The following is an 18,289-nucleotide window of genomic DNA, read 5'->3' as shown; positions in this document are numbered from 1 at the left end:
TGTTGCGGACAAACGCCGCAACATTGTTAAATGGAAATGGCCCACTCGCCGTTTCGCATAATCGGCTCACGAACCCCGTCTTTTGTCACTCCATCGACGTTTAATTCATGAGAACCGATCATAAAATCTTCATGTACTAAGCTATCGTTTGCCCCACGCTCAAGCAGTTCTTCTGTACGCATATTTGTCCCGCCTTCGATGTTTGTCGGGTACGCTTTTCCGAGCGCTAAATGTGAGGCAGCGTTTTCATCAAATAACGTATTATAAAAGACAAGATTTGATTGTGAAATTGGAGATTGATGTGGTACGAGCGCAATTTCTCCTAGTCGGCGTGCGCCTTCGTCTGTATCAAGCAAATGTTTGAGCGTGTCATAGCCGACTTCTGCAGTAAAATCAACGACTTTTCCGTCTTTAAATGTAAGCGTAAAGCCGTCAATAATATTGCCGCCATAGTTCAGCGGTTTCGTATTTCGCACAACCCCATTCGTTCCATCTTTATGTGGCATTGTAAACACTTCTTCTGTTGGCATATTCGGATTAAATACGATGCCGTCTGTACTTTTTGCTGCACCACCGGCCCAAATATGTCCATCTGGCAGTTCAACTGTTAAGTCTGTCCCTGGGCCGTTATAAATGAGCTGTTTATATTGCTTATTGTTTAAATAATCAACGATGCGAGCTAATTTTTCATTATGCGCTTTCCATGCTGCGATCGGGTCTTCTTGATCGACGCGTGTGACGCGGAAAATGACTTCCCATAACGCTTTTATTCCTTCTTCTTCGCTCATATGAGGAAATACTTTTTTCGCCCATGCAGGTGTCGGCACGGCAATTAAAGACCAGCAGTTATGGTCCGCCATTAAGCGACTGCGGTAATGTTGTAACGCAAGGCTTGCCGCTTTTGTTGCCGCAGCTACACGTGCCGGATCAATATCTTTCAATAAATCTGGATTTGGTGCATAAATACTTAAAAACGCCCCACCTTTTTCAGCCACTTCTTCACGTCCTTTAGCAAGCCAAGACGGATATTCATGAAGCGCTTCTTCGGGTGCATGTTTAAATTTTATGTACGTGATTTCTTCATCGCTCCACTCGACATGCACATGTTTTGCACCAGCTTCGTACGCTTTTTTCGCAATTTCACGTACAAGTGGGGCAGACGGAAGCGGAGCGTTAATATACAACGTTTGCCCAGGTTGAATGTTAACGCCAACACGTACAGCTAATTCTGCATATTTTTGTAACATACCAAAGCCTCCTTGTTGTAAAGCATACTATCATTTTAACAAAAGGAATGATGTTGTGAAAACATTTTCGCCTGTATTATGATTAAGGAAGAAACATAACGAGAAAGGGAATGACTTATGGCATGTGGTGACCAACAATTATTTTATATTGAAGGACTATTTATTTGTGCTTATGAACGAACAGTTGATGTGCAAGTGAAAGGAGAGACGCTTACGTTTACAACGAACGAGCCGATCATTGGCTTTTGTGCAGGGGATGATGTTGGCGTCGCTTTTTATGAAATAGATGGGGAGAAAAAGCTGATTTCGCTTGAAAGAAAAGACGGCCCACCACTTTCGTATGTAAATGGGGAATGGTTTGCCGAAATTATATTTGTCGAATCGATTGATGCGACAACGTTTTTATTTGATTTGTATCGTTCACCTTATCGCGATTACGAACAGATGATTACGAACGAGCCGTTTTCATGTGAACGCGAAACGATCATGACGGTTGTTTTCGTTCGTGAAAATGGAAAAAATATATTGAAAAAGGTTGTTGGATAATGCGTGTCGTCATTGCGCCAGATTCATTTAAAGGAAGCTTATCAGCAAAAAACGTATGTTCCATTATAAAAGAAGCATTTCAACATGAATATCCAGAAGCGACTGTCATTTCTGTTCCGATGGCAGACGGAGGAGAAGGAACAATGGAAGCGATCGTTTCAGCAATGAACGGTTCCGTTCGCTATGTAACGGTTCGCGGTCCGCTGTTTGAAACGCGGCAAGCGGCATACGGTGTCGTTGGGGATACGGTCATTATTGAAGTCGCGCAAGTGATCGGCTTACCACTCGTTCCGAATGAAAAGCGTCATCCGCTTTATACGACAACATATGGTGTAGGTGAAATCATTACCGCAGCGCTTCATGCGGGGTATCGCCGGTTTGTGATCGGGCTTGGCGGGAGTAGCACAAACGATGGTGGTTTCGGGATGTTATGTGCGCTTGGAGCGACGTTTACAAATGAAAAAGGGGAGTCATTGCCGCCCATGCCTTCTTCTTTGCCACATATTGCCCATGTCCATATGGCATCGCTTGATCGACGGATATATGAAAGCGAATTTCTTATCGCTTGCGATGTCGATAATCCACTTTATGGCGAGCGAGGAGCATCGTACGTATTCGGACCACAAAAGGGGGCAGATCGTGAAACGGTTCGCACATTAGATAAATGGCTATATACGTATGCGGAAAAAATCGAGCAGCAAATCGGGCGCTCATACGCTCTTGAACGCGGAGCAGGAGCGGCAGGCGGTTTAGGATTTGCCTTTTTATTGCTCGGTGGAACGTTGATTTCTGGAGCAAAACTTGTCGGTGAAACAGTGCAATTGCCACAAAAAGTGAAGCATGCCCACATCGTCATTACTGGCGAAGGACAAAGCGACGAACAAACGGTATATGGAAAAGTGCCGTTTTATGTTGGTCAATTAGCCAAACAATATGATGTTCCTGCTTTTTTATTGTCCGGTAGTCTCGGTGACGGATTTGAAAAACTATATGAATATTTCGTTACTTGTGATGCCATTGTGACAAAACCGATGACGGTAGAACAAAGTATGCAATCAGCGGCTACACTTTTATATACGAAAGCACGCAATCTTGCACGAATGCTCAAGCGGTTTTCGTAGCCGAAAACCGCTTGAATAATGCCCGAATTTTCCTAATTAAACATTGTTCTAAGTGAACAATAAAAGAAAAGAGAAACACATTTTTAACCACACAGTTTGTTGTCCTATTCGTTTCTTTTTCTTGTGCATATGATGTGAAAAAAGGAGGGGTGCGGGTGCAAGTCATTGTTTTTATGTATGTCATCGTTTATTACATCGCATTGTTTAGTACGTCTGGACAAACAGAAATGGTTGTTAGTTCGTTCTTTTCATTAGGTGGCATATGTCTTTCAGCCATTTTGTTATGGCGCGCGTCGATTCGTATAAAAACGAATGAGCGAATATTTTGGAAATGGATGACCATCGGTGCAATTTGTTACTTGATCGCCGAAACGATTTATCGCATATACGAGTGGTCGTCTCAAACCGAACCTACGTTTCCGAATTGGTCGGACGTATTTTATATTGCTCATTCATTGATGTATATTGCTTCATTACTATATATCATCATGCAACAACGAAAACAAATAGCGATGTGGCAAGCGTTATTCGATGCGCTCATCGTGACATGTGTGACGATGGCATATAGCTGGATATATATCATTCAGCCGATTATTCGTTTAGAAGAAAAAGTCTTATATGTCGCTGTTTTAGTTGCTTATCCTTTCCTTGATCTCGTGATGTTATTTTTACTGTTGCTTCTCTTTTTTGTAACAAATGTTCGTCGGATTTGGCTATGGAATATTGTAGGTGTTGGATTGTTTGTGTTTACAGATACGATATATTTCATTCAAATGATGCAATGGAATGAGGTATACAGTTCGTGGTTAGATCCGCTATGGATGATGAGCTTACTCATGATCAGTTTTTCAAGTTATGATGCAAAAGAAGGAGAGTTATCTTTTCAAAAGGAAGAACAATCGTTCCATATAAAAGTTCTCTTTCCATATATCAGTTTTCTTACTTTGATGTGGATGCCTTTTATTTATCTTGGCGACCAGATCGTCATCACATGTTTTGCTTTTGCGGTTGTATTCATTTTCATTCGTCAATTTATGACGTTAAAAGAAAACCGCCAGCTCGTTCAGCAATTACAAACATTAAACAACGACTTAGAACAAAAAGTCATGAAACGCACGCAAGAGTTGACTCAGCTGAATGAGCAATTAACATACGCTGCGAATCACGATTTTTTAACAGGGCTTTTTAATCGCAGAGCTTTCGTAACTGCACTTGAGCAGTCGATCGCTCAAGCGAATAAACAAAAACATAGCATGGCCGTTGTTTTTATTGATGTCGATCGCTTTAAACAAATCAATGACTATTTCGGACATGAAATAGGTGATGCGCTCATTGTACAAATCGGTCAATGGTTAAAAAAACAAGTCCGCTCAACAGATATCGTAGCACGACAAGGCGGAGATGAATTTACGATTATTGTTACACCAATTTATCACTTACATGAATTACAAACGATTGTTGAAAAAATGATGACCATTACCGAACAGCCGATAACAGTTAAACATTTAGATGTGCGCATCACGTTAAGTGTAGGAATTGCTGTTTACCCATTCGACGGAGAAACGAGCGATACGTTAATGAAGCATGCGGATATTGCAATGTATCGCGCCAAAGAGCAAGGAAAAAATCAATATCAATTTTTTAATAGCGAAATGGACCGTATCGTTTTACAAAAAACGATCATTGAAACGGCGCTTCACGAAGCGATTGAGAAAAAACAGTTCACCTTATTTTATCAGCCGCAATTTGATGTGCAAACGAAGGAATTAATCGGCATGGAAGCGCTCATTCGCTGGATTCATCCAAAGCTCGGTACAATTTCACCAAGCGTTTTTATTCCGATTGCAGAAGAAACGGGACAAATTATTCCAATCGGTGAATGGGTGATTGAAGAAGCGTGCCGACAAATGAAAAGCTGGAATGAACAAACTGGACGATCGCTTCGGATAAGCGTCAACATTTCTCCAAAACAATTTTTAAAAGAAAACTTTGTGGAACATATTCATTCCGTGTTACAAAACACGCCATTGCCACCTCATCAACTCGATTTAGAAATTACAGAAGGTGTCGCTGTATTTAAGGAACAGTATACGATTCATAAGCTCCAACAACTAAAGCAGCTCGGCGTGCACATATCGATTGACGATTTCGGGACAGGTTACTCATCGCTCAGTTATTTGCGCAAATTTCCGATTGATCGACTAAAAATTGCAAAACCGTTTATCGATGGAATGACGGAGGAAAAAGAAGACGTTGCCGTCGTTAAAGCGATTATTGTGCTGGCGAAAAACTTAAAATTGCGCGTCATTGCTGAAGGAGTCGAGACGTTGCAACAGTTAGATATTCTTCGTTCCCTTCAATGCGATGAAATTCAAGGATATGTGCTCGGTAAACCACTTCCAGCAGACGTATTTGAAAAAACATACATCAAAAACCAACTTCCAAACGAATGAAGTTGGTTTTTTTCACAAAAAATTCATTGACAATGATAATCAATTCGTGTAAATTACAATATGTATTGATATTAATTCTCAATATCGATTAGTTAACTTGTTGTTCGAGGGGGGAAACATATATGCCGCGGTTGTATACAGAGCAGCTTTCTGTTGGATATGGAGAACGCGTCATTGTTGATCGGCTAACTGTACATATTCCAGATGAAAAAATCACGACGATTATCGGACCAAACGGTTGCGGAAAATCGACGTTGTTAAAAGCGATGACACGCATTATTCGTCATCAAGAAGGAGCAGTCATTTTAGACGGAAAACAAATTTCACAAGAGCATACGAAACTGTTAGCGCAAAAAATGGCCATTTTACCGCAAACACCAGAAAGTCCGGGCGGTTTAACGGTCGGTGAACTTGTTTCGTACGGACGGTTTCCGTATCAAAAAGGATTCGGTCGGCTCACGAAACGAGATTATGAAGTCGTTGATTGGGCGCTTGAAGTGACCGGAACGATCGAATTTAAACACCGTCCAGTTGATTCGCTATCAGGCGGTCAAAGACAGCGGGTATGGATTGCGATGGCGCTTGCGCAAGAAACAGACATTATTTTTTTAGATGAACCGACAACATATTTAGATATGGCGCATCAATTAGAAGTGCTCGAACTGTTACAACGTTTAAACCGCGAACAACAGCGCACAATCGTCATGGTGTTGCATGATTTAAACCAAGCGGCGCGTTTTGCTGATTATATGATTGCGATGAAAGACGGAAAAATTGTTCAGGCGGGAACGTGCGAGCAAGTGATGACGCCTGACGTATTGCGAAAAGTGTTTCATATTGACGCGGAAATCGGTCGCGACCCTCGAACAAACAAGCCAATGTGTATCACATATCATTTAATTAAAGGAGATGCAGAACATGTTGAAAAAGCGAATGATGTCCATTCTACTTTTGTTCGTGCTCATCTTGAGTGCGTGCGGTAATCAAGCAGCAGAAAAAGAACAAGAGAAAGCGACAAAAGAAGCCAACGAACCAAAAACGATGACGTATCAATCTGAAACAGGTCCAATCGAAGTGCCTACAAATCCGAAGCGAGTCGTTGTTTTGTCTTCGTTTTTAGCGGGTAGCGTGATGGCGTTAGACGTACCGATTGTTGGGGTAGATTCTTGGGCGAAAATGAACCCGCGTTATGAGCCATATTTAAAAGACGCAAAAGAAGTGACAGATGAAAGCTTAGAACAAATTATTGAGCTTGAACCAGATTTAATTATTGCTGCATCAACAAATAAAAACTTAGATAAGCTAAAAGAAATTGCGCCAACGGTGACGTACACGTATGGCAAAGTAGATTACTTAACACAACATTTAGAAATTGGTAAATTGTTAAATAAAGAAGAAGAAGCGAAAAAGTGGATCGAAGACTTTAAAAAACGTGCACAACAAGCTGGTGAAGAGATTCGCGCAAAAATCGGTGAAAATGCAACCGTTTCTGTCATTGAAAACTTCGACAAGCAATTGTACGTATTCGGCAACAACTGGGGCCGTGGGACAGAAATTTTATATCAAGAAATGAAATTAAAAATGCCAAAAGCAGTGGAAGAACATGCATTGAAGGACGGATATTACGCCATTTCACTTGAAGTGCTTCCACAATTTGCTGGGGACTATGTCATTTTCAGCAAAAACGCAGATGGAGACCTTTCATTTACAGAAACAGAAACGTACAAAAACATTCCAGCTGTGAAAAACAACCGCGTTTTTGAAGCGAATGCAAAAGAATTTTACTTTAACGATCCAATTACATTAGAATATCAGCTTGAGTTTTTCAAAAAACATTTTTTAGGTGAGTAATATAATTAAAGAGGAGTTCGTCGCGAATTCCTCTTTCTTTATGTGAATGGAAAAGAGAGGATGCGTATGCTGAAAAAATTTTTGTTCGCATGTGTTGCATTGTTTGTGACATTCGTTTGCTCCATTGTTATCGGAGCGGCGGATACGACAATCAAAGACGTCTGGCTAGCGATTACAGCGCCAGAGACAAACAAAATAGCGACGATGATTCACGAAGTTCGCCTGCCGCGTGAAACGGCTGCGGCTGTTGTTGGGGCGGCTCTCGCTGTAGCCGGAGCTGTGATGCAAGGGATGACCCGCAACCCTCTCGCCGATCCTGGACTCATTGGGCTAACCGCAGGGGCGAACGCTGCTTTAGCGATGATGTTTGCCTTTTTCCCTTCCGCAAACTATATCGAAACGGTGTTCGCTTGTTTTGGCGGGGCAGCGCTTGGAGGGTTGCTCGTTTTTAGCATTGGCGCGAAACAATTTTCACCGTTTCGCATCGTCTTAGCAGGAGCGGCGATTTCTACTTTTTTATATGCGGTCGCAGAAGGGATCGGACTTATATATAAAGTATCAAAAGACGTATCGATGTGGACGGCTGGCGGGATGATGGGTACAACGTGGCATGAGTTACAAATCGTTACGCCATTTATTTGTTTGGCGATGCTTATTGCTTTTTGGCAAAGCCGTCAATTAACGATTTTAAGCATGAGTGAAGAAGTAGCGGTCGGGCTCGGTCAACAACTGACGCGCGTAAAAACGATTCTTTTTTTCATTGTCATTATTTTAGCGGGTGCATCTGTAGCTCTTGTCGGAAATTTAGCGTTTGTCGGCTTAATGATCCCACATCTTGTTCGTTTGTTTGTCGGAACGGATTATCGTTTCATTTTACCGATGAGCGCGATCGGTGGGGCGACATTTATGTTGTTTGCCGATACGATTGCCCGAACGATTCACGCACCGTATGAAACGCCTGTTGTAGCAGTTGTGGCGGTCATGGGGCTTCCGTTTTTTCTTTTCATCGTTCGTAAAGGAGGAAAAGGGTTGTGATCGTACCTCTACGAAAAAAACAGCGCATCATTTTGCTCGTATTATTTACGCTCATTTGCATGACAGCGATCATCAGCATGGGGACAGGCTATTCTTCTTTATCTTTTGACCGATTGATCCCGGTGCTTTTAGGTGAAGGAACGTTTAAAGAACAATTCGTTCTTTTCTCCATTCGTTTGCCGCGCATCGCGATCACATTGCTTGCGGGAATGGCTTTAGCGTTGTCTGGTGCCATTTTACAAGTTGTCATGCGCAATGACTTAGCCGATCCAGGTGTCATCGGTATAAACGCCGGAGCAGGTGTGGGAGTCGCCTTGTTCTTTTTATTTATTCCGATTCAAGCGGAATCATTTGCCTACATTATTCCGCTCGTCGCTTTTTTCAGTGCGCTACTGACAGCTATCCTCATTTATATGTTGTCATACAATAAGCAAACAGGACTTCAACCGATTCGTCTCGTGTTAATTGGCATCGGTTTTGCCGCTGCGTTTTCAGGTTTAATGATCGTCCTCATTTCAGGAGCTGATCGAACGAAAGTCGACTTTATTGCAAAATGGTTAGCTGGCGGCATTTGGGGGCTCGATTGGGCGTTTGTTCTCGCATTGTTGCCGTGGCTTATTATTCTCGTTCCGTTTGTTTTATATAAAGCTCATCGCCTCAATGCATTGCAGTTAAGCGATTCGGTAGCGATTGGCATCGGCGTATCGCTCGATCGTGAACGGCTTGTTTTATTGCTTACAGCAGTGGCACTTGCGGCATCGGCCGTTTCTGTTACAGGGGGAATTGCATTCGTCGGTTTAATGGCGCCGCACATGGCTCGTGCGCTTGTTGGGTCGCGCAACGAGTTAAGTTTACCTGTTGCGATGCTAATGGGAGGGGCGTTGTTGCTGTTTGCTGATACAGTTGGACGCAACTTAATTGAGCCAGATGGTCTTCCGGCGGGTGTGCTCGTATCGCTCATTGGCGCGCCTTATTTCGTTTATTTATTATGGAAAAAGAAATAAACGTATGATAAGATATTTGTAAACTTTTCTTTTCGTGAGGTTTACAAAGGGGAGAGGGACATTGTGGGAAGAGTTGCAAACACATATAGAACAGCTCGAGAAAAAAGCGCAAAAACGAGCGTTAGTCAACGTGGAAAGCGATGGGTGTTTTATACGTATAGACGGACAACATGCATTTAATTTTTCGTCAAACAACTATTTAGGATTAGCGAATGACGAACGATTAATTCAAGCGAGTATGGAAGCAACGAGAACATACGGCGTTGGAGCAACCGCGTCCCGCCTTGTTGTCGGCAACCATCCGCTATACGAACAGGCAGAAGATGCGCTTATTCGTTGGAAAGGCTATGAAGCTGCACTCATCGTCAATAGTGGATACACAGCAAATGTCGGCATTCTTTCTTCTTTAGCAGGACGAGACGCGGTCATTTTCAGCGACAAATGGAATCATGCAAGCATTGTGGATGGCGCCATATTAAGCCGGGCAGAAGTCAGACGTTACCGTCACGCTGACATCGATCATTTAGAAACGCTATTAAAAAAGACAGACAAACATAAACGCAAACTGATCGTTACCGACACGATTTTCAGCATGGACGGCGACGTCGCTCCATTGCGCGAACTCGTTTCGTTAAAGGAAGCATACGAAGCGATACTCGTCGTCGATGAAGCGCATGCAAGCGGTGTATATGGAAAAAACGGAGAAGGAATGGCTCACGAATGTCAAGTGGCACAACATGTAGACGTACATATGGGAACATTCAGCAAAGCGCTCGGTTCATATGGGGCTTATGTCGCTGGAAAGCGCGTGTTCATCGATTATTTGATAAACACGATGAGACCGTTTATTTTTACAACAGCGCTACCCCCAAGCGTACTCGGCGCCATTTATGCCGCGATTGACGTTGTACAAAAAGAGCCGGCACGGCGTTACCATTTACGTGCGTTAAGCGACCATTTTCGCACGCGTCTTCAACAGGCGGGGTTTCATATAGGTGAAAGTACGACGCACATTGTGCCCCTGATCGTTGGCGACAACGAACGGGCGCTAGCGTTTAGTGCCCGATTGCGCGAGCGTGGCATTTTCGCCGTGGCAATTCGTCCACCAACGGTCCCAGAAGGAACGGCACGCATTCGTTTTTCGCTCATGGCAACGATGACAAAACAACAAATCGATTGGGCGCTTGAGCACATTTGTGCAGTCGGAAAAGAAATGGGGTTGATCGCGTGAACGTGTTATTATTGCCGGGATGGGGGATGAAAGGAGAAGTGTTTACCCCGCTCATTCACGCACTTCAGCCAAACCATGTGACCGTCGTCGCATGGGAGCATATGCGTGATATCGATCATTTTTTAGAGAAAGCAGAAGAAGCCCTAACCGTTCCATCTCTTGTGATCGGTTGGTCGCTCGGATCGCTCGTCGCTTTACAGCTTGCGATGCATGAACATGTTCAAGCGCTCGTATGTATCGGGGGAACGAGCCGATTTACGATGACAGACCATTATCGGATCGGCTGGCATGCGCGCGTGGTTGAACGAATGAAAGAACAATTGCTACGCCAGCCGGAAAAAACGATACAATCATTTATTGATATGTTATGGGGCGAGGAAGAGGCAGAGCCGTTCCCGTATATGTATCGTCATACGCCTGACTTGCTGCTCGGACTAGACTATTTACTCAAAACAGATGTGCGCGACAAGCTGTCAAGCATTCGTGTGCCGCTATTACTTATTCACGGAGAATGTGATCGCATTTGTCCGCCGCAAGCCGCTCAATATATATACGAACGAACAAACGATTGTACATTTATGCTTATGCCAAATGTCGGACACGCCCCGCACGTCACGCAACCAAGCGTGTGCGCCCATTACATTGAAACGTGGTTAGGCGGTGGGAAAAATGATTAATAAACAATTGATGCAAAAGCGATTTAGCGAACGAGCAAATACGTACGACCAGTTCGCAAACGTCCAAAAAAAGATGGCGCACGCGTTAATGGCACGCATTTGTCGCCCGCCAAAAACAATTTTAGAAATTGGTTGTGGCACAGGATATTTGACAAAATTGCTGTATGACGCCTATCCGCATGCACAGCTCACCGCTGTCGATATCGCCCCGGGCATGATTGAAGTCGCAAAAGAACGACTAGGGGATGCGCCGGTGACGTGGCTTTGCGCGGATGTAGAAGAAGTAACGCTACATGAAACGTACGATTTAATGATTTCGAATGCCACGTTTCAATGGTTCACAAATCCAAAACAAACGATCGCCAAACTCGCCGAACGAAGAAACGAAGGGGGACAACTTCTTTTTTCAACATTTGGCGACCGAACGTTTTACGAGCTGCATACATCGTTTGCTTATGCGTTAGCGAAACAACATATTCATGAACCGCTTCGCATCGGACCATCGTTTCCGACATTTCATGAGTGGCTGCATATGCATTCCCATGCGCGTGGCCACGAGCAGTTTGAAGTCGAATATTTTCCATCTGTGCGCGACTTTTTTTTATCGCTTCGCCATATTGGCGCAACGAATAGTACATCTGGTCGCTATTGCCAACGACCGTCTGTATTTAAAACAATGATGCATGAATATGAACAACGTTTTTCGGAACAAGGGTTTATTCGCGCGACATACCATTGCATTTGGATCGACATTAGTTAGGTAGCGTCATGTTTTTTCCGTAAAAAATTTCATCCATTTCTATGCGTAATTTTTGTGTAATGTCTTCTACTTCTTCTTTTGTAAGCTGATCTTTAGATAGTTCAAACAAATAGCTATCTAAATCAAACTCGCGCAATTTACATTTCGTATGGAAAATATGTTCTTGATACACGTTCACATCAATCATATCGTACTGTTTGCGAATGTCGTCAGGAATGTAGTTTTGAATCGATGTAATATCGTGATCAATAAATAGCTTTTTCCCGGAAATATCGCGTGTAAATCCGCGCACGCGATAGTCGATAATCATAATATCGGTCTCAAATGAGCGAATTAAATAATCAAGTGCTTTCAATGGTGAAATTTCCCCGCACGTGGCGACATCAATATCAGCCCGAAACGTGCTAATTCCATCGTTCGGATGATATTCGGGATATGTATGTACCGTAATATGGCTTTTATCAAGGGCACAAACGACCGCTTGTGGCACAGGCGGTTCTTCTTTTGGCACTTCAATCGGTCCTTCTGAAATGAGCATCGTCACACTTGCCCCTTGAGGAACGTAATCTTGTTTGGCGACATTTAAAATATGCGCGCCAATGATATCCGCTACATTTTTTAAAATGCTCGTCAACCGATCCGCATTATACACTTCGTCAATGTATGCAATGTAAGCTTCCCGCTCACTTGCGCTCTTCGTATAACAAATATCGTACATATTAAAACTAAGCGACTTTGTTAAGTTGTTAAATCCGTGTAGTTTCATGATGCATCTTCCTTTCTTTTTTCTTATGTTGCCCCGTTTATGCGAAAAAATTGTAACTTCGCTCACAAACTTATATAATGGGTGGAAAGATTGGAAGGAGGGATGAATGATGCATGCATCGCTTTCATCATTAGTTATTGTCATCGTTGCCGCTTTCCTCACGCCACTTTTATTGCATCGTTTTCGTCTGCACATGATTCCTGTCGTGGTGGCGGAAATTATTGTAGGGATTATCATCGGGAAGACGGGGTTCAATATTGTTGAACAAGATATGTGGCTCGAGACGTTATCGACGTTAGGGTTTTTGTTTTTAATGTTTTTAAGCGGGTTAGAAATTGATTTTTCTGCTTTCGCAAACAAAAAGAAGAGGAAGGGAGAAAAAGAGCCGAATGCGTTTTTCGTCGCTTCTATTATATTTGTCGGCATTTTTCTCGTTTCGCTCGGTCTTTCTTACACATTTGTTTGGTTCGGTTACATCGATAACGCCTTTTTAATGACGCTCATCATTTCGACCATCTCGCTTGGCGTTGTCGTTCCGACGCTGAAAGATGCACAATTAATGAAGACAACCATCGGACAAACCATTTTATTAATTGCGGTTATCGCAGATTTAGTCACGATGGTGTTGTTAGCTGTTTTCGTATCGACGTATGATCCGAGCCATGGGAACACATGGTTATTGCTCGGTTTATTTCTCGTCGGTGTGTTGTTTTATTTTGCAGGGAAATATTTTAAAAAACGTTCGTTTATCGAAACGATGGCAAAAGGGACAATTCAAATTGGCACGCGTGCTGTATTTGCGCTTATTATTGTTCTCGTCGCGTTATCAGAAACGCTTGGTGCTGAAAACATTTTAGGGGCGTTTCTTGCCGGGGTGCTCGTTTCTTTATTGGCGCCAAATCAAGATTTCGTTCATAAGCTTGACTCATTTGGCTACGGCTTTTTTATCCCGATTTTTTTCGTGATGGTTGGTGTCAATTTAGACTTGCGCCCGTTGTTTACACAATTTGATATTTTATTGCTTATTCCACTTTTATTTATCGCACTTGTCATTTCTAAAGTCGTACCAGTGTATATGTTGCGTATTTGGTACGATCGAAAGACAACGCTTGCGGCAGGCTTTTTACTCGTCTCGACGCTTTCGCTTGTCATCGCTGCTGCAACGATCGCAGAGCGAATGGGGATGATTGATGAAAATATGAAAGGCGCGTTAATTTTAGTCGCTGTACTCACGAGCGTCGTTTCACCAATTATGTTTAAAAAGTTATATCGAGTGGAAAAAGAGGAGCGGAAAAAAGTTGTCAAACTCATCGGGACAAATCAATTTACACTTGCGGCTGTTCGCGATTTGCGTGCCGATGAATATGAACCGACATTGTACCATATTCGCCAAGATAAAATAGAACAAACGGAACATATTTTTCCGATTGTCGATATCGATGATTATTCATTCGAAACGTTACAAGCACATGTGGCACTAACAGCTGACGTTGTTGTCGTTTTGACAGGTAACGAACAGACGAACGCCCAAATCGCCACGTGGGCAAAACAACAAGGGGCTTCACGCGTCATCGCCTTCGCCGAGTCCCCATCCGTTGTCCAACAATTAAACGACGTTGGCGTTGAAACCATTTCTCTCGCCCTATCAGCAGGAGCGATGTTAAAAGCATTTATTGAATCACCAAATGTTGTCCATATGTTGACACACCGCGACATCACATTGCATGAAATAGAAATGAACAACATGGCTTACCACGGTGTGCTCCTTCGCCAATTCCCATTTCTCGGCGACTGCATCATCGTCCGCATTTTCCGTGGGCACGAATCGATCGTTCCACATGGGGACACCGAAATGCGCATCGGCGACCGCATGATCGTCACCGGATCGGAGGAATATGTAAAAGAATTGCGTGAGCTGTTAGAGGGGGAGTAAGAGCATAAGCCGTTCGTTTTGTGACTTTATTTAGTATTATGGACACTCCAAACGGGCTTTTTTGCTACTTAGTACTTTTTTATTGGGACATAGGGCAAAAAGTACATTTTTCTGTTGCCAACAATAAACGCGAGAGAACAAAGTGGAAAAGTATTTTGTTTTTGAATAGTAGTATCTTGAGAAAGTAACTCTTCAACAAAGAGTTGCTTTTTTATTTTTCAAACATGTTTGTAGAAGACTTCAATACGTATTGAAAATCTAGTAAAATATGTAATAGATAAAGGAAAGAGATAGGAGAGGATCATGATGCCTGTTTATAATAAACTTGTTCGTGACAACATTCCACAAGTCATCGAAGCAGCTGGGAAGACGTGTACGATACGGACGTTAGGCGATGAAGAATATCGGCAAGAGTTGCGGAAAAAAGCGTTTGAAGAGCTGGAAGAATATATGGACGCGAAAGACGATGCGACAGCAGTAGAAGAGTTAGCGGATTTGTTGGAGATTATCCATGCACTTGCCGAATGCCATGGAGCGACAATCGAGCAAGTCGAAGCAATTCGTGCATCGAAAGCGGAGAAACGAGGCGGATTTAAAGAAAAAATTTTCTTAATTGAGGTACATGATGAGTAAAATCGAGTTTGTCAAAAGTCGTCTAATTGAAAAGTTAACTGAACAGATTGAAACGGCTTCCACGATTTACATATTGACGTCGTTTGTGATGAAGTCGGGGGTCGATATAATAAAAGAGCCGTTAAAAAAAGCGGCTGAACGAGGAGCCGATATTAAAATTTGTGCCGGGGATTATTTATATGTTACACAGCCAGACGCTTTACGTGAACTCATAGCGATCCACCCGAATATCGAAATTCGTTTATGGAAAAGCGAGGGCATTTCTTTTCATCCGAAAGCGTATTTGTTTGAACATGAAAATGACGGCTATTTTATTATCGGTTCTTCCAATTTATCGCGTTCTGCGCTAACGAGCGGTGTAGAATGGAATATTGGTATACATAAATGTGTGGAAGAACGTGTGTTTGCGGAAGTAATGAATGAGTTTTTAACTCTTTTTTATGCTGAACAAACGGTACAAGTCAATGCCGAGACGTTAAAGCAATATGAAGAACAATATGCCGATTATCACCAACGTCATGCGAATCTCGTGCGACAATGGACGAAGTTAGAAGAAGTAGAATTTATGCTTCCTATTGAAACGGAACAAGAAACAGAAATCATTCATGATGAAAAAGTACCATATGGATCGATTCAGCCACGCTTTGCGCAAGTTGAAGCACTCACCCAATTGGAAGCAACATATGCCGAAGGATACGATCGCGCGATGGTCGTCATGGCAACGGGACTAGGAAAAACGTATTTAGCTGCTTTTTTCGCTCAAAAGTTTCAAAGAGTGCTATTTATCGCCCATCGCGAAGAAATTTTGCATCAGGCAAAACGGTCGTTTGCGCAAGTTCTTCCACATAAGACGTTTAGCATTTATGATGGAAAAGCGAAAGAAGGACAAGCAGATGTAGTTTTTGCATCTATTTTTACGTTAAGCATGAAAAAACATCTCGAAATATTTGCGCAAGATGCGTTCGATTTAATTGTTGTCGATGAATTTCATCATGCGGCGGCGAAGTCTTATGAGCGTGTACTTGCCTATTTCCAGCCAAAGTTTTTACTTGGCATTACAGCCACCCCTGATCGCAATGATTATAAAGACGTATATGCCATTTGCGACGGAAATGTGGCGTATCGCATCGATTTTATCGAAGCCGTACAGCGAGGATGGCTTGCGCCATTTCGTTATTATGGCGTATATGATGATACGGATTATACGAAAATCGCATGGCGCGGCAATCGTTACGATGAAGAACAACTATTGCAAGTACAACTTCGTGAAGAAATGGCAGAACGTATTTTGCAAGCTTGGGAGAAGTACAAACAGACGAAAACGCTCGTGTTTTGCTCTTCCATTCGCCAAGCCGATTTTTTAGCAAATTATTTCAATGAACACGGCTACCATACCGTTAGCTTGCATTCTAAACAAGTACATATTACGCGTACGGAAGCGATTTCGTTGCTCGAAAAAGGTGAATTAGATGCGATTTTTACTGTCGATTTATTTAATGAAGGTGTCGATATTCCAGCGGTTGATACGTTATTATTCGTTCGTCCAACGGAATCACTCACAATATTTACGCAACAAGTTGGGCGCGGCTTGCGTCTGCATCCAGCCAAACAGTATTGCGTCATTATTGACTTGATCGGGAACTACCGCAATGCCGATGTCAAACTCGCGCTATTTGATACAAAAAAAGAAGAAAAAAGAAAACAAAAATCTACTATTCCTGTTGTTCCAGACGGATGTGTTATTGACTTTGATGTTCGTGTCGTTCACTTATTGGAGGAAATGCGTCGAAAACGGCAACCGCGCAAAGAAAAATTGCTCATTGACTATTATGACGTCAAACAACAACTCGGCCGCCGCCCGACGTATCTTGAACTGCACTTGTACGGTCGCAGTGTCGCGAAAGAATATCGCGATGAGTTTAAATCGTACGTGGGGTTTCTTTATTGGGCGGATGAATTGTCCGAACGCGAAAAAGAAGTGTTTTTGCGATATGAATCATGGCTTGTCGAAGTTGAGCGAACAACGATGACAAAAAGCTACAAAATGGTCGTTTTGCAGGCGATGCTAAACCGCGGGTCGTCACGCTGGCACTTGCCAATGACGCCGAACGAAGCCGCGCCATTTTTCCATCAATACTTTATGGAGAAAGAATATCGAAAACGTATCGACTTCTCCGACGGCGAAACGAAACGCCTATGGCAATACGACGAACAAAAAGTGGCGAAACTTATCGCCAAAATGCCGATGACAAAATGGAGTGGTAGCTCAAACGGACTCATCTCGTTTGAAAACAACGTCTTCTCGCTAACCTTTTCCATCGCACCAGAAGACGAACACATATTATACAAATGGACGCAAGAAATTTGCGAGTATCGGTTGCATGTGTATTTTGAGAGGAGAGGTGGAGAGAAGCAAGAAATCTCGAAATAAAAAAGCAAAGGGGACGGACATCAATGGTTTCAATTCTTGGGAACTTACGCTGTCCAATTTGTAGAGAAACGTTAAATGATGTTAGTCTAGATTATAGACACAACGAATAGAGAAATGTATAGTAAATCTATCAATCATAGGGAGTGTCTATAATGACTAGACGTTTTGATAAAGAATTCAAAATACATGCAGTAAAATGAGTGGTCGAGGAAGGAAAGGCGGTCGCTCAAACCGCAAGACAACTCGATATTTCGCCAAAAACTCTTCATAAATGGGTAGCAGATTATAAAAAAGATGCTGAGCATAGCTTTATCGGGAGCGGAAACCTCAAGCCAGAAGATCGTGAAAAGCGTGAACTTCAAAAACGTATTCGGAATCTGGAGGAGGAAAACGCGATCTTAAAAAAGGCCATGAGCATCTTCGCCAAAAACCAGAAGTAATTTATGAATTCATTCATACACATAGAAAGGAGTTTCGCGTGGTGAAGATGTGTGAAGTTCTAGGTGTTTCATACTATGCATGGGCCAAACGACCAGAAAGTCAACAAAAGAAAAGACAGGAAGCGTTGAAAAAGCAAATCAAAAAGATTCATATCGAGTCA

General features: G+C 42.7%; 15 protein-coding genes and 1 pseudogene. 14 read left to right on the top strand and 2 right to left on the bottom strand.

The window, feature by feature from the left end; translation table 11 throughout:
- Positions 1 to 26: 26 nt before the first annotated feature.
- Complete coding sequence (locus tag EKC99_RS03765; RefSeq protein WP_019417576.1) at positions 27 to 1,247, bottom strand: aminopeptidase; 1,221 nt, start codon at positions 1,245 to 1,247, stop codon at positions 27 to 29.
- A 117-nt stretch (positions 1,248 to 1,364) separates the two neighbouring features.
- Here EKC99_RS03765 and EKC99_RS03760 point away from each other — a divergent pair, with 117 nt between their 5' ends.
- From EKC99_RS03760 to bioC, 10 genes are all read left to right on the top strand, one after another.
- Positions 1,365 to 1,793: a hypothetical protein gene (locus EKC99_RS03760; RefSeq protein ID WP_009373616.1), complete on the top strand. Its 429-nt coding sequence runs from the start codon at positions 1,365 to 1,367 to the stop codon at positions 1,791 to 1,793.
- Positions 1,793 to 2,914, top strand: a complete 1,122-nt coding sequence (locus tag EKC99_RS03755) for a glycerate kinase (protein ID WP_163150602.1) — start codon at positions 1,793 to 1,795, stop codon at positions 2,912 to 2,914. Before EKC99_RS03760 ends, EKC99_RS03755 begins: the two co-directional genes overlap by 1 nt.
- 155 nt (positions 2,915 to 3,069) lie before the next feature.
- Positions 3,070 to 5,367, top strand: a complete 2,298-nt coding sequence (locus EKC99_RS03750) for a putative bifunctional diguanylate cyclase/phosphodiesterase (protein ID WP_163150600.1) — start codon at positions 3,070 to 3,072, stop codon at positions 5,365 to 5,367.
- A gap of 122 nt (positions 5,368 to 5,489) precedes the next feature.
- Positions 5,490 to 6,350 carry an ABC transporter ATP-binding protein gene (locus EKC99_RS03745; protein ID WP_163150598.1) on the top strand — a complete coding sequence of 287 codons (861 nt, stop codon included), beginning with the start codon at positions 5,490 to 5,492 and terminating at the stop codon, positions 6,348 to 6,350.
- Entirely contained in the window at positions 6,286 to 7,218 is a 933-nt protein-coding gene (locus EKC99_RS03740) for an iron-hydroxamate ABC transporter substrate-binding protein (RefSeq protein WP_483296091.1), read from the top strand. Before EKC99_RS03745 ends, EKC99_RS03740 begins: the two co-directional genes overlap by 65 nt.
- A gap of 60 nt (positions 7,219 to 7,278) precedes the next feature.
- Positions 7,279 to 8,253 carry a FecCD family ABC transporter permease gene (locus tag EKC99_RS03735; protein WP_039938878.1) on the top strand — a complete coding sequence of 325 codons (975 nt, stop codon included), beginning with the start codon at positions 7,279 to 7,281 and terminating at the stop codon, positions 8,251 to 8,253.
- The gene (locus EKC99_RS03730) at positions 8,250 to 9,257 is read left to right on the top strand and encodes a FecCD family ABC transporter permease (protein ID WP_163150596.1); all 1,008 of its coding nucleotides are present in this window, start codon (positions 8,250 to 8,252) and stop codon (positions 9,255 to 9,257) included. Before EKC99_RS03735 ends, EKC99_RS03730 begins: the two co-directional genes overlap by 4 nt.
- A 61-nt stretch (positions 9,258 to 9,318) precedes the next feature.
- Positions 9,319 to 10,488, top strand: a complete 1,170-nt coding sequence (bioF, locus tag EKC99_RS03725) for an 8-amino-7-oxononanoate synthase (RefSeq protein WP_163150594.1) — start codon at positions 9,319 to 9,321, stop codon at positions 10,486 to 10,488.
- Positions 10,485 to 11,165, top strand: a complete 681-nt coding sequence (locus EKC99_RS03720; protein ID WP_163150592.1) for an alpha/beta fold hydrolase — start codon at positions 10,485 to 10,487, stop codon at positions 11,163 to 11,165. Before bioF ends, EKC99_RS03720 begins: the two co-directional genes overlap by 4 nt.
- A complete protein-coding gene (gene bioC / locus EKC99_RS03715; protein WP_163150685.1) occupies positions 11,158 to 11,925 on the top strand; it encodes a malonyl-ACP O-methyltransferase BioC in 768 nt (255 codons plus the stop codon). The genes EKC99_RS03720 and bioC overlap by 8 nt, the downstream gene beginning before the upstream one ends.
- On the opposite strand, the gene speD is transcribed toward bioC, so the two are convergent.
- A complete protein-coding gene (gene speD, locus EKC99_RS03710; protein ID WP_026011643.1) occupies positions 11,918 to 12,691 on the bottom strand; it encodes an adenosylmethionine decarboxylase in 774 nt (257 codons plus the stop codon). The two genes, bioC and speD, sit on opposite strands and share 8 nt — an antisense overlap.
- Positions 12,692 to 12,800: 109 nt before the next feature.
- Here speD and EKC99_RS03705 point away from each other — a divergent pair, with 109 nt between their 5' ends.
- The 4 genes and pseudogenes from EKC99_RS03705 to EKC99_RS16130 form a co-directional block, all read left to right on the top strand.
- The gene (locus EKC99_RS03705; protein ID WP_163150683.1) at positions 12,801 to 14,624 is read left to right on the top strand and encodes a monovalent cation:proton antiporter family protein; all 1,824 of its coding nucleotides are present in this window, start codon (positions 12,801 to 12,803) and stop codon (positions 14,622 to 14,624) included.
- A 306-nt stretch (positions 14,625 to 14,930) separates the two neighbouring features.
- Complete coding sequence (locus tag EKC99_RS03700; protein WP_163150681.1) at positions 14,931 to 15,257, top strand: nucleoside triphosphate pyrophosphohydrolase; 327 nt, start codon at positions 14,931 to 14,933, stop codon at positions 15,255 to 15,257.
- Positions 15,250 to 17,688 (top strand): DEAD/DEAH box helicase family protein, encoded by a 2,439-nt coding sequence (locus EKC99_RS03695; protein ID WP_163150679.1) that lies wholly within the window; start codon positions 15,250 to 15,252, stop codon positions 17,686 to 17,688. The genes EKC99_RS03700 and EKC99_RS03695 overlap by 8 nt, the downstream gene beginning before the upstream one ends.
- A 200-nt stretch (positions 17,689 to 17,888) precedes the next feature.
- A pseudogene (locus EKC99_RS16130) lies at positions 17,889 to 18,289 on the top strand (transposase); the annotation flags it as partial.

The organism is Anoxybacillus sp. MB8, from assembly GCF_011006755.1.
Lineage (GTDB): Bacteria > Bacillota > Bacilli > Bacillales > Anoxybacillaceae > Anoxybacillus > Anoxybacillus gonensis.
This window is presented reverse-complemented; position numbering and strand designations above follow the sequence as displayed.

Excerpts from the sequence above, each read along its gene's own strand:
- EKC99_RS03765 (WP_019417576.1), bottom strand. The coding sequence starts at position 1,247 with ATGTTACAAAAATATGCAGAATTAGCTGTACGTGTTGGCGTTAACATT.
- EKC99_RS03760 (WP_009373616.1), top strand. The coding sequence starts at position 1,365 with ATGGCATGTGGTGACCAACAATTATTTTATATTGAAGGACTATTTATT.
- EKC99_RS03755 (WP_163150602.1), top strand. The coding sequence starts at position 1,793 with ATGCGTGTCGTCATTGCGCCAGATTCATTTAAAGGAAGCTTATCAGCA.
- EKC99_RS03745 (WP_163150598.1), top strand. The coding sequence starts at position 5,490 with ATGCCGCGGTTGTATACAGAGCAGCTTTCTGTTGGATATGGAGAACGC.
- EKC99_RS03740 (WP_483296091.1), top strand. The coding sequence starts at position 6,286 with ATGTTGAAAAAGCGAATGATGTCCATTCTACTTTTGTTCGTGCTCATC.
- EKC99_RS03735 (WP_039938878.1), top strand. The coding sequence starts at position 7,279 with ATGCGTATGCTGAAAAAATTTTTGTTCGCATGTGTTGCATTGTTTGTG.
- bioC (WP_163150685.1), top strand. The coding sequence starts at position 11,158 with ATGATTAATAAACAATTGATGCAAAAGCGATTTAGCGAACGAGCAAAT.
- speD (WP_026011643.1), bottom strand. The coding sequence starts at position 12,691 with ATGAAACTACACGGATTTAACAACTTAACAAAGTCGCTTAGTTTTAAT.
- EKC99_RS03705 (WP_163150683.1), top strand. The coding sequence starts at position 12,801 with ATGCATGCATCGCTTTCATCATTAGTTATTGTCATCGTTGCCGCTTTC.
- EKC99_RS03700 (WP_163150681.1), top strand. The coding sequence starts at position 14,931 with ATGCCTGTTTATAATAAACTTGTTCGTGACAACATTCCACAAGTCATC.
- EKC99_RS03695 (WP_163150679.1), top strand. The coding sequence starts at position 15,250 with ATGAGTAAAATCGAGTTTGTCAAAAGTCGTCTAATTGAAAAGTTAACT.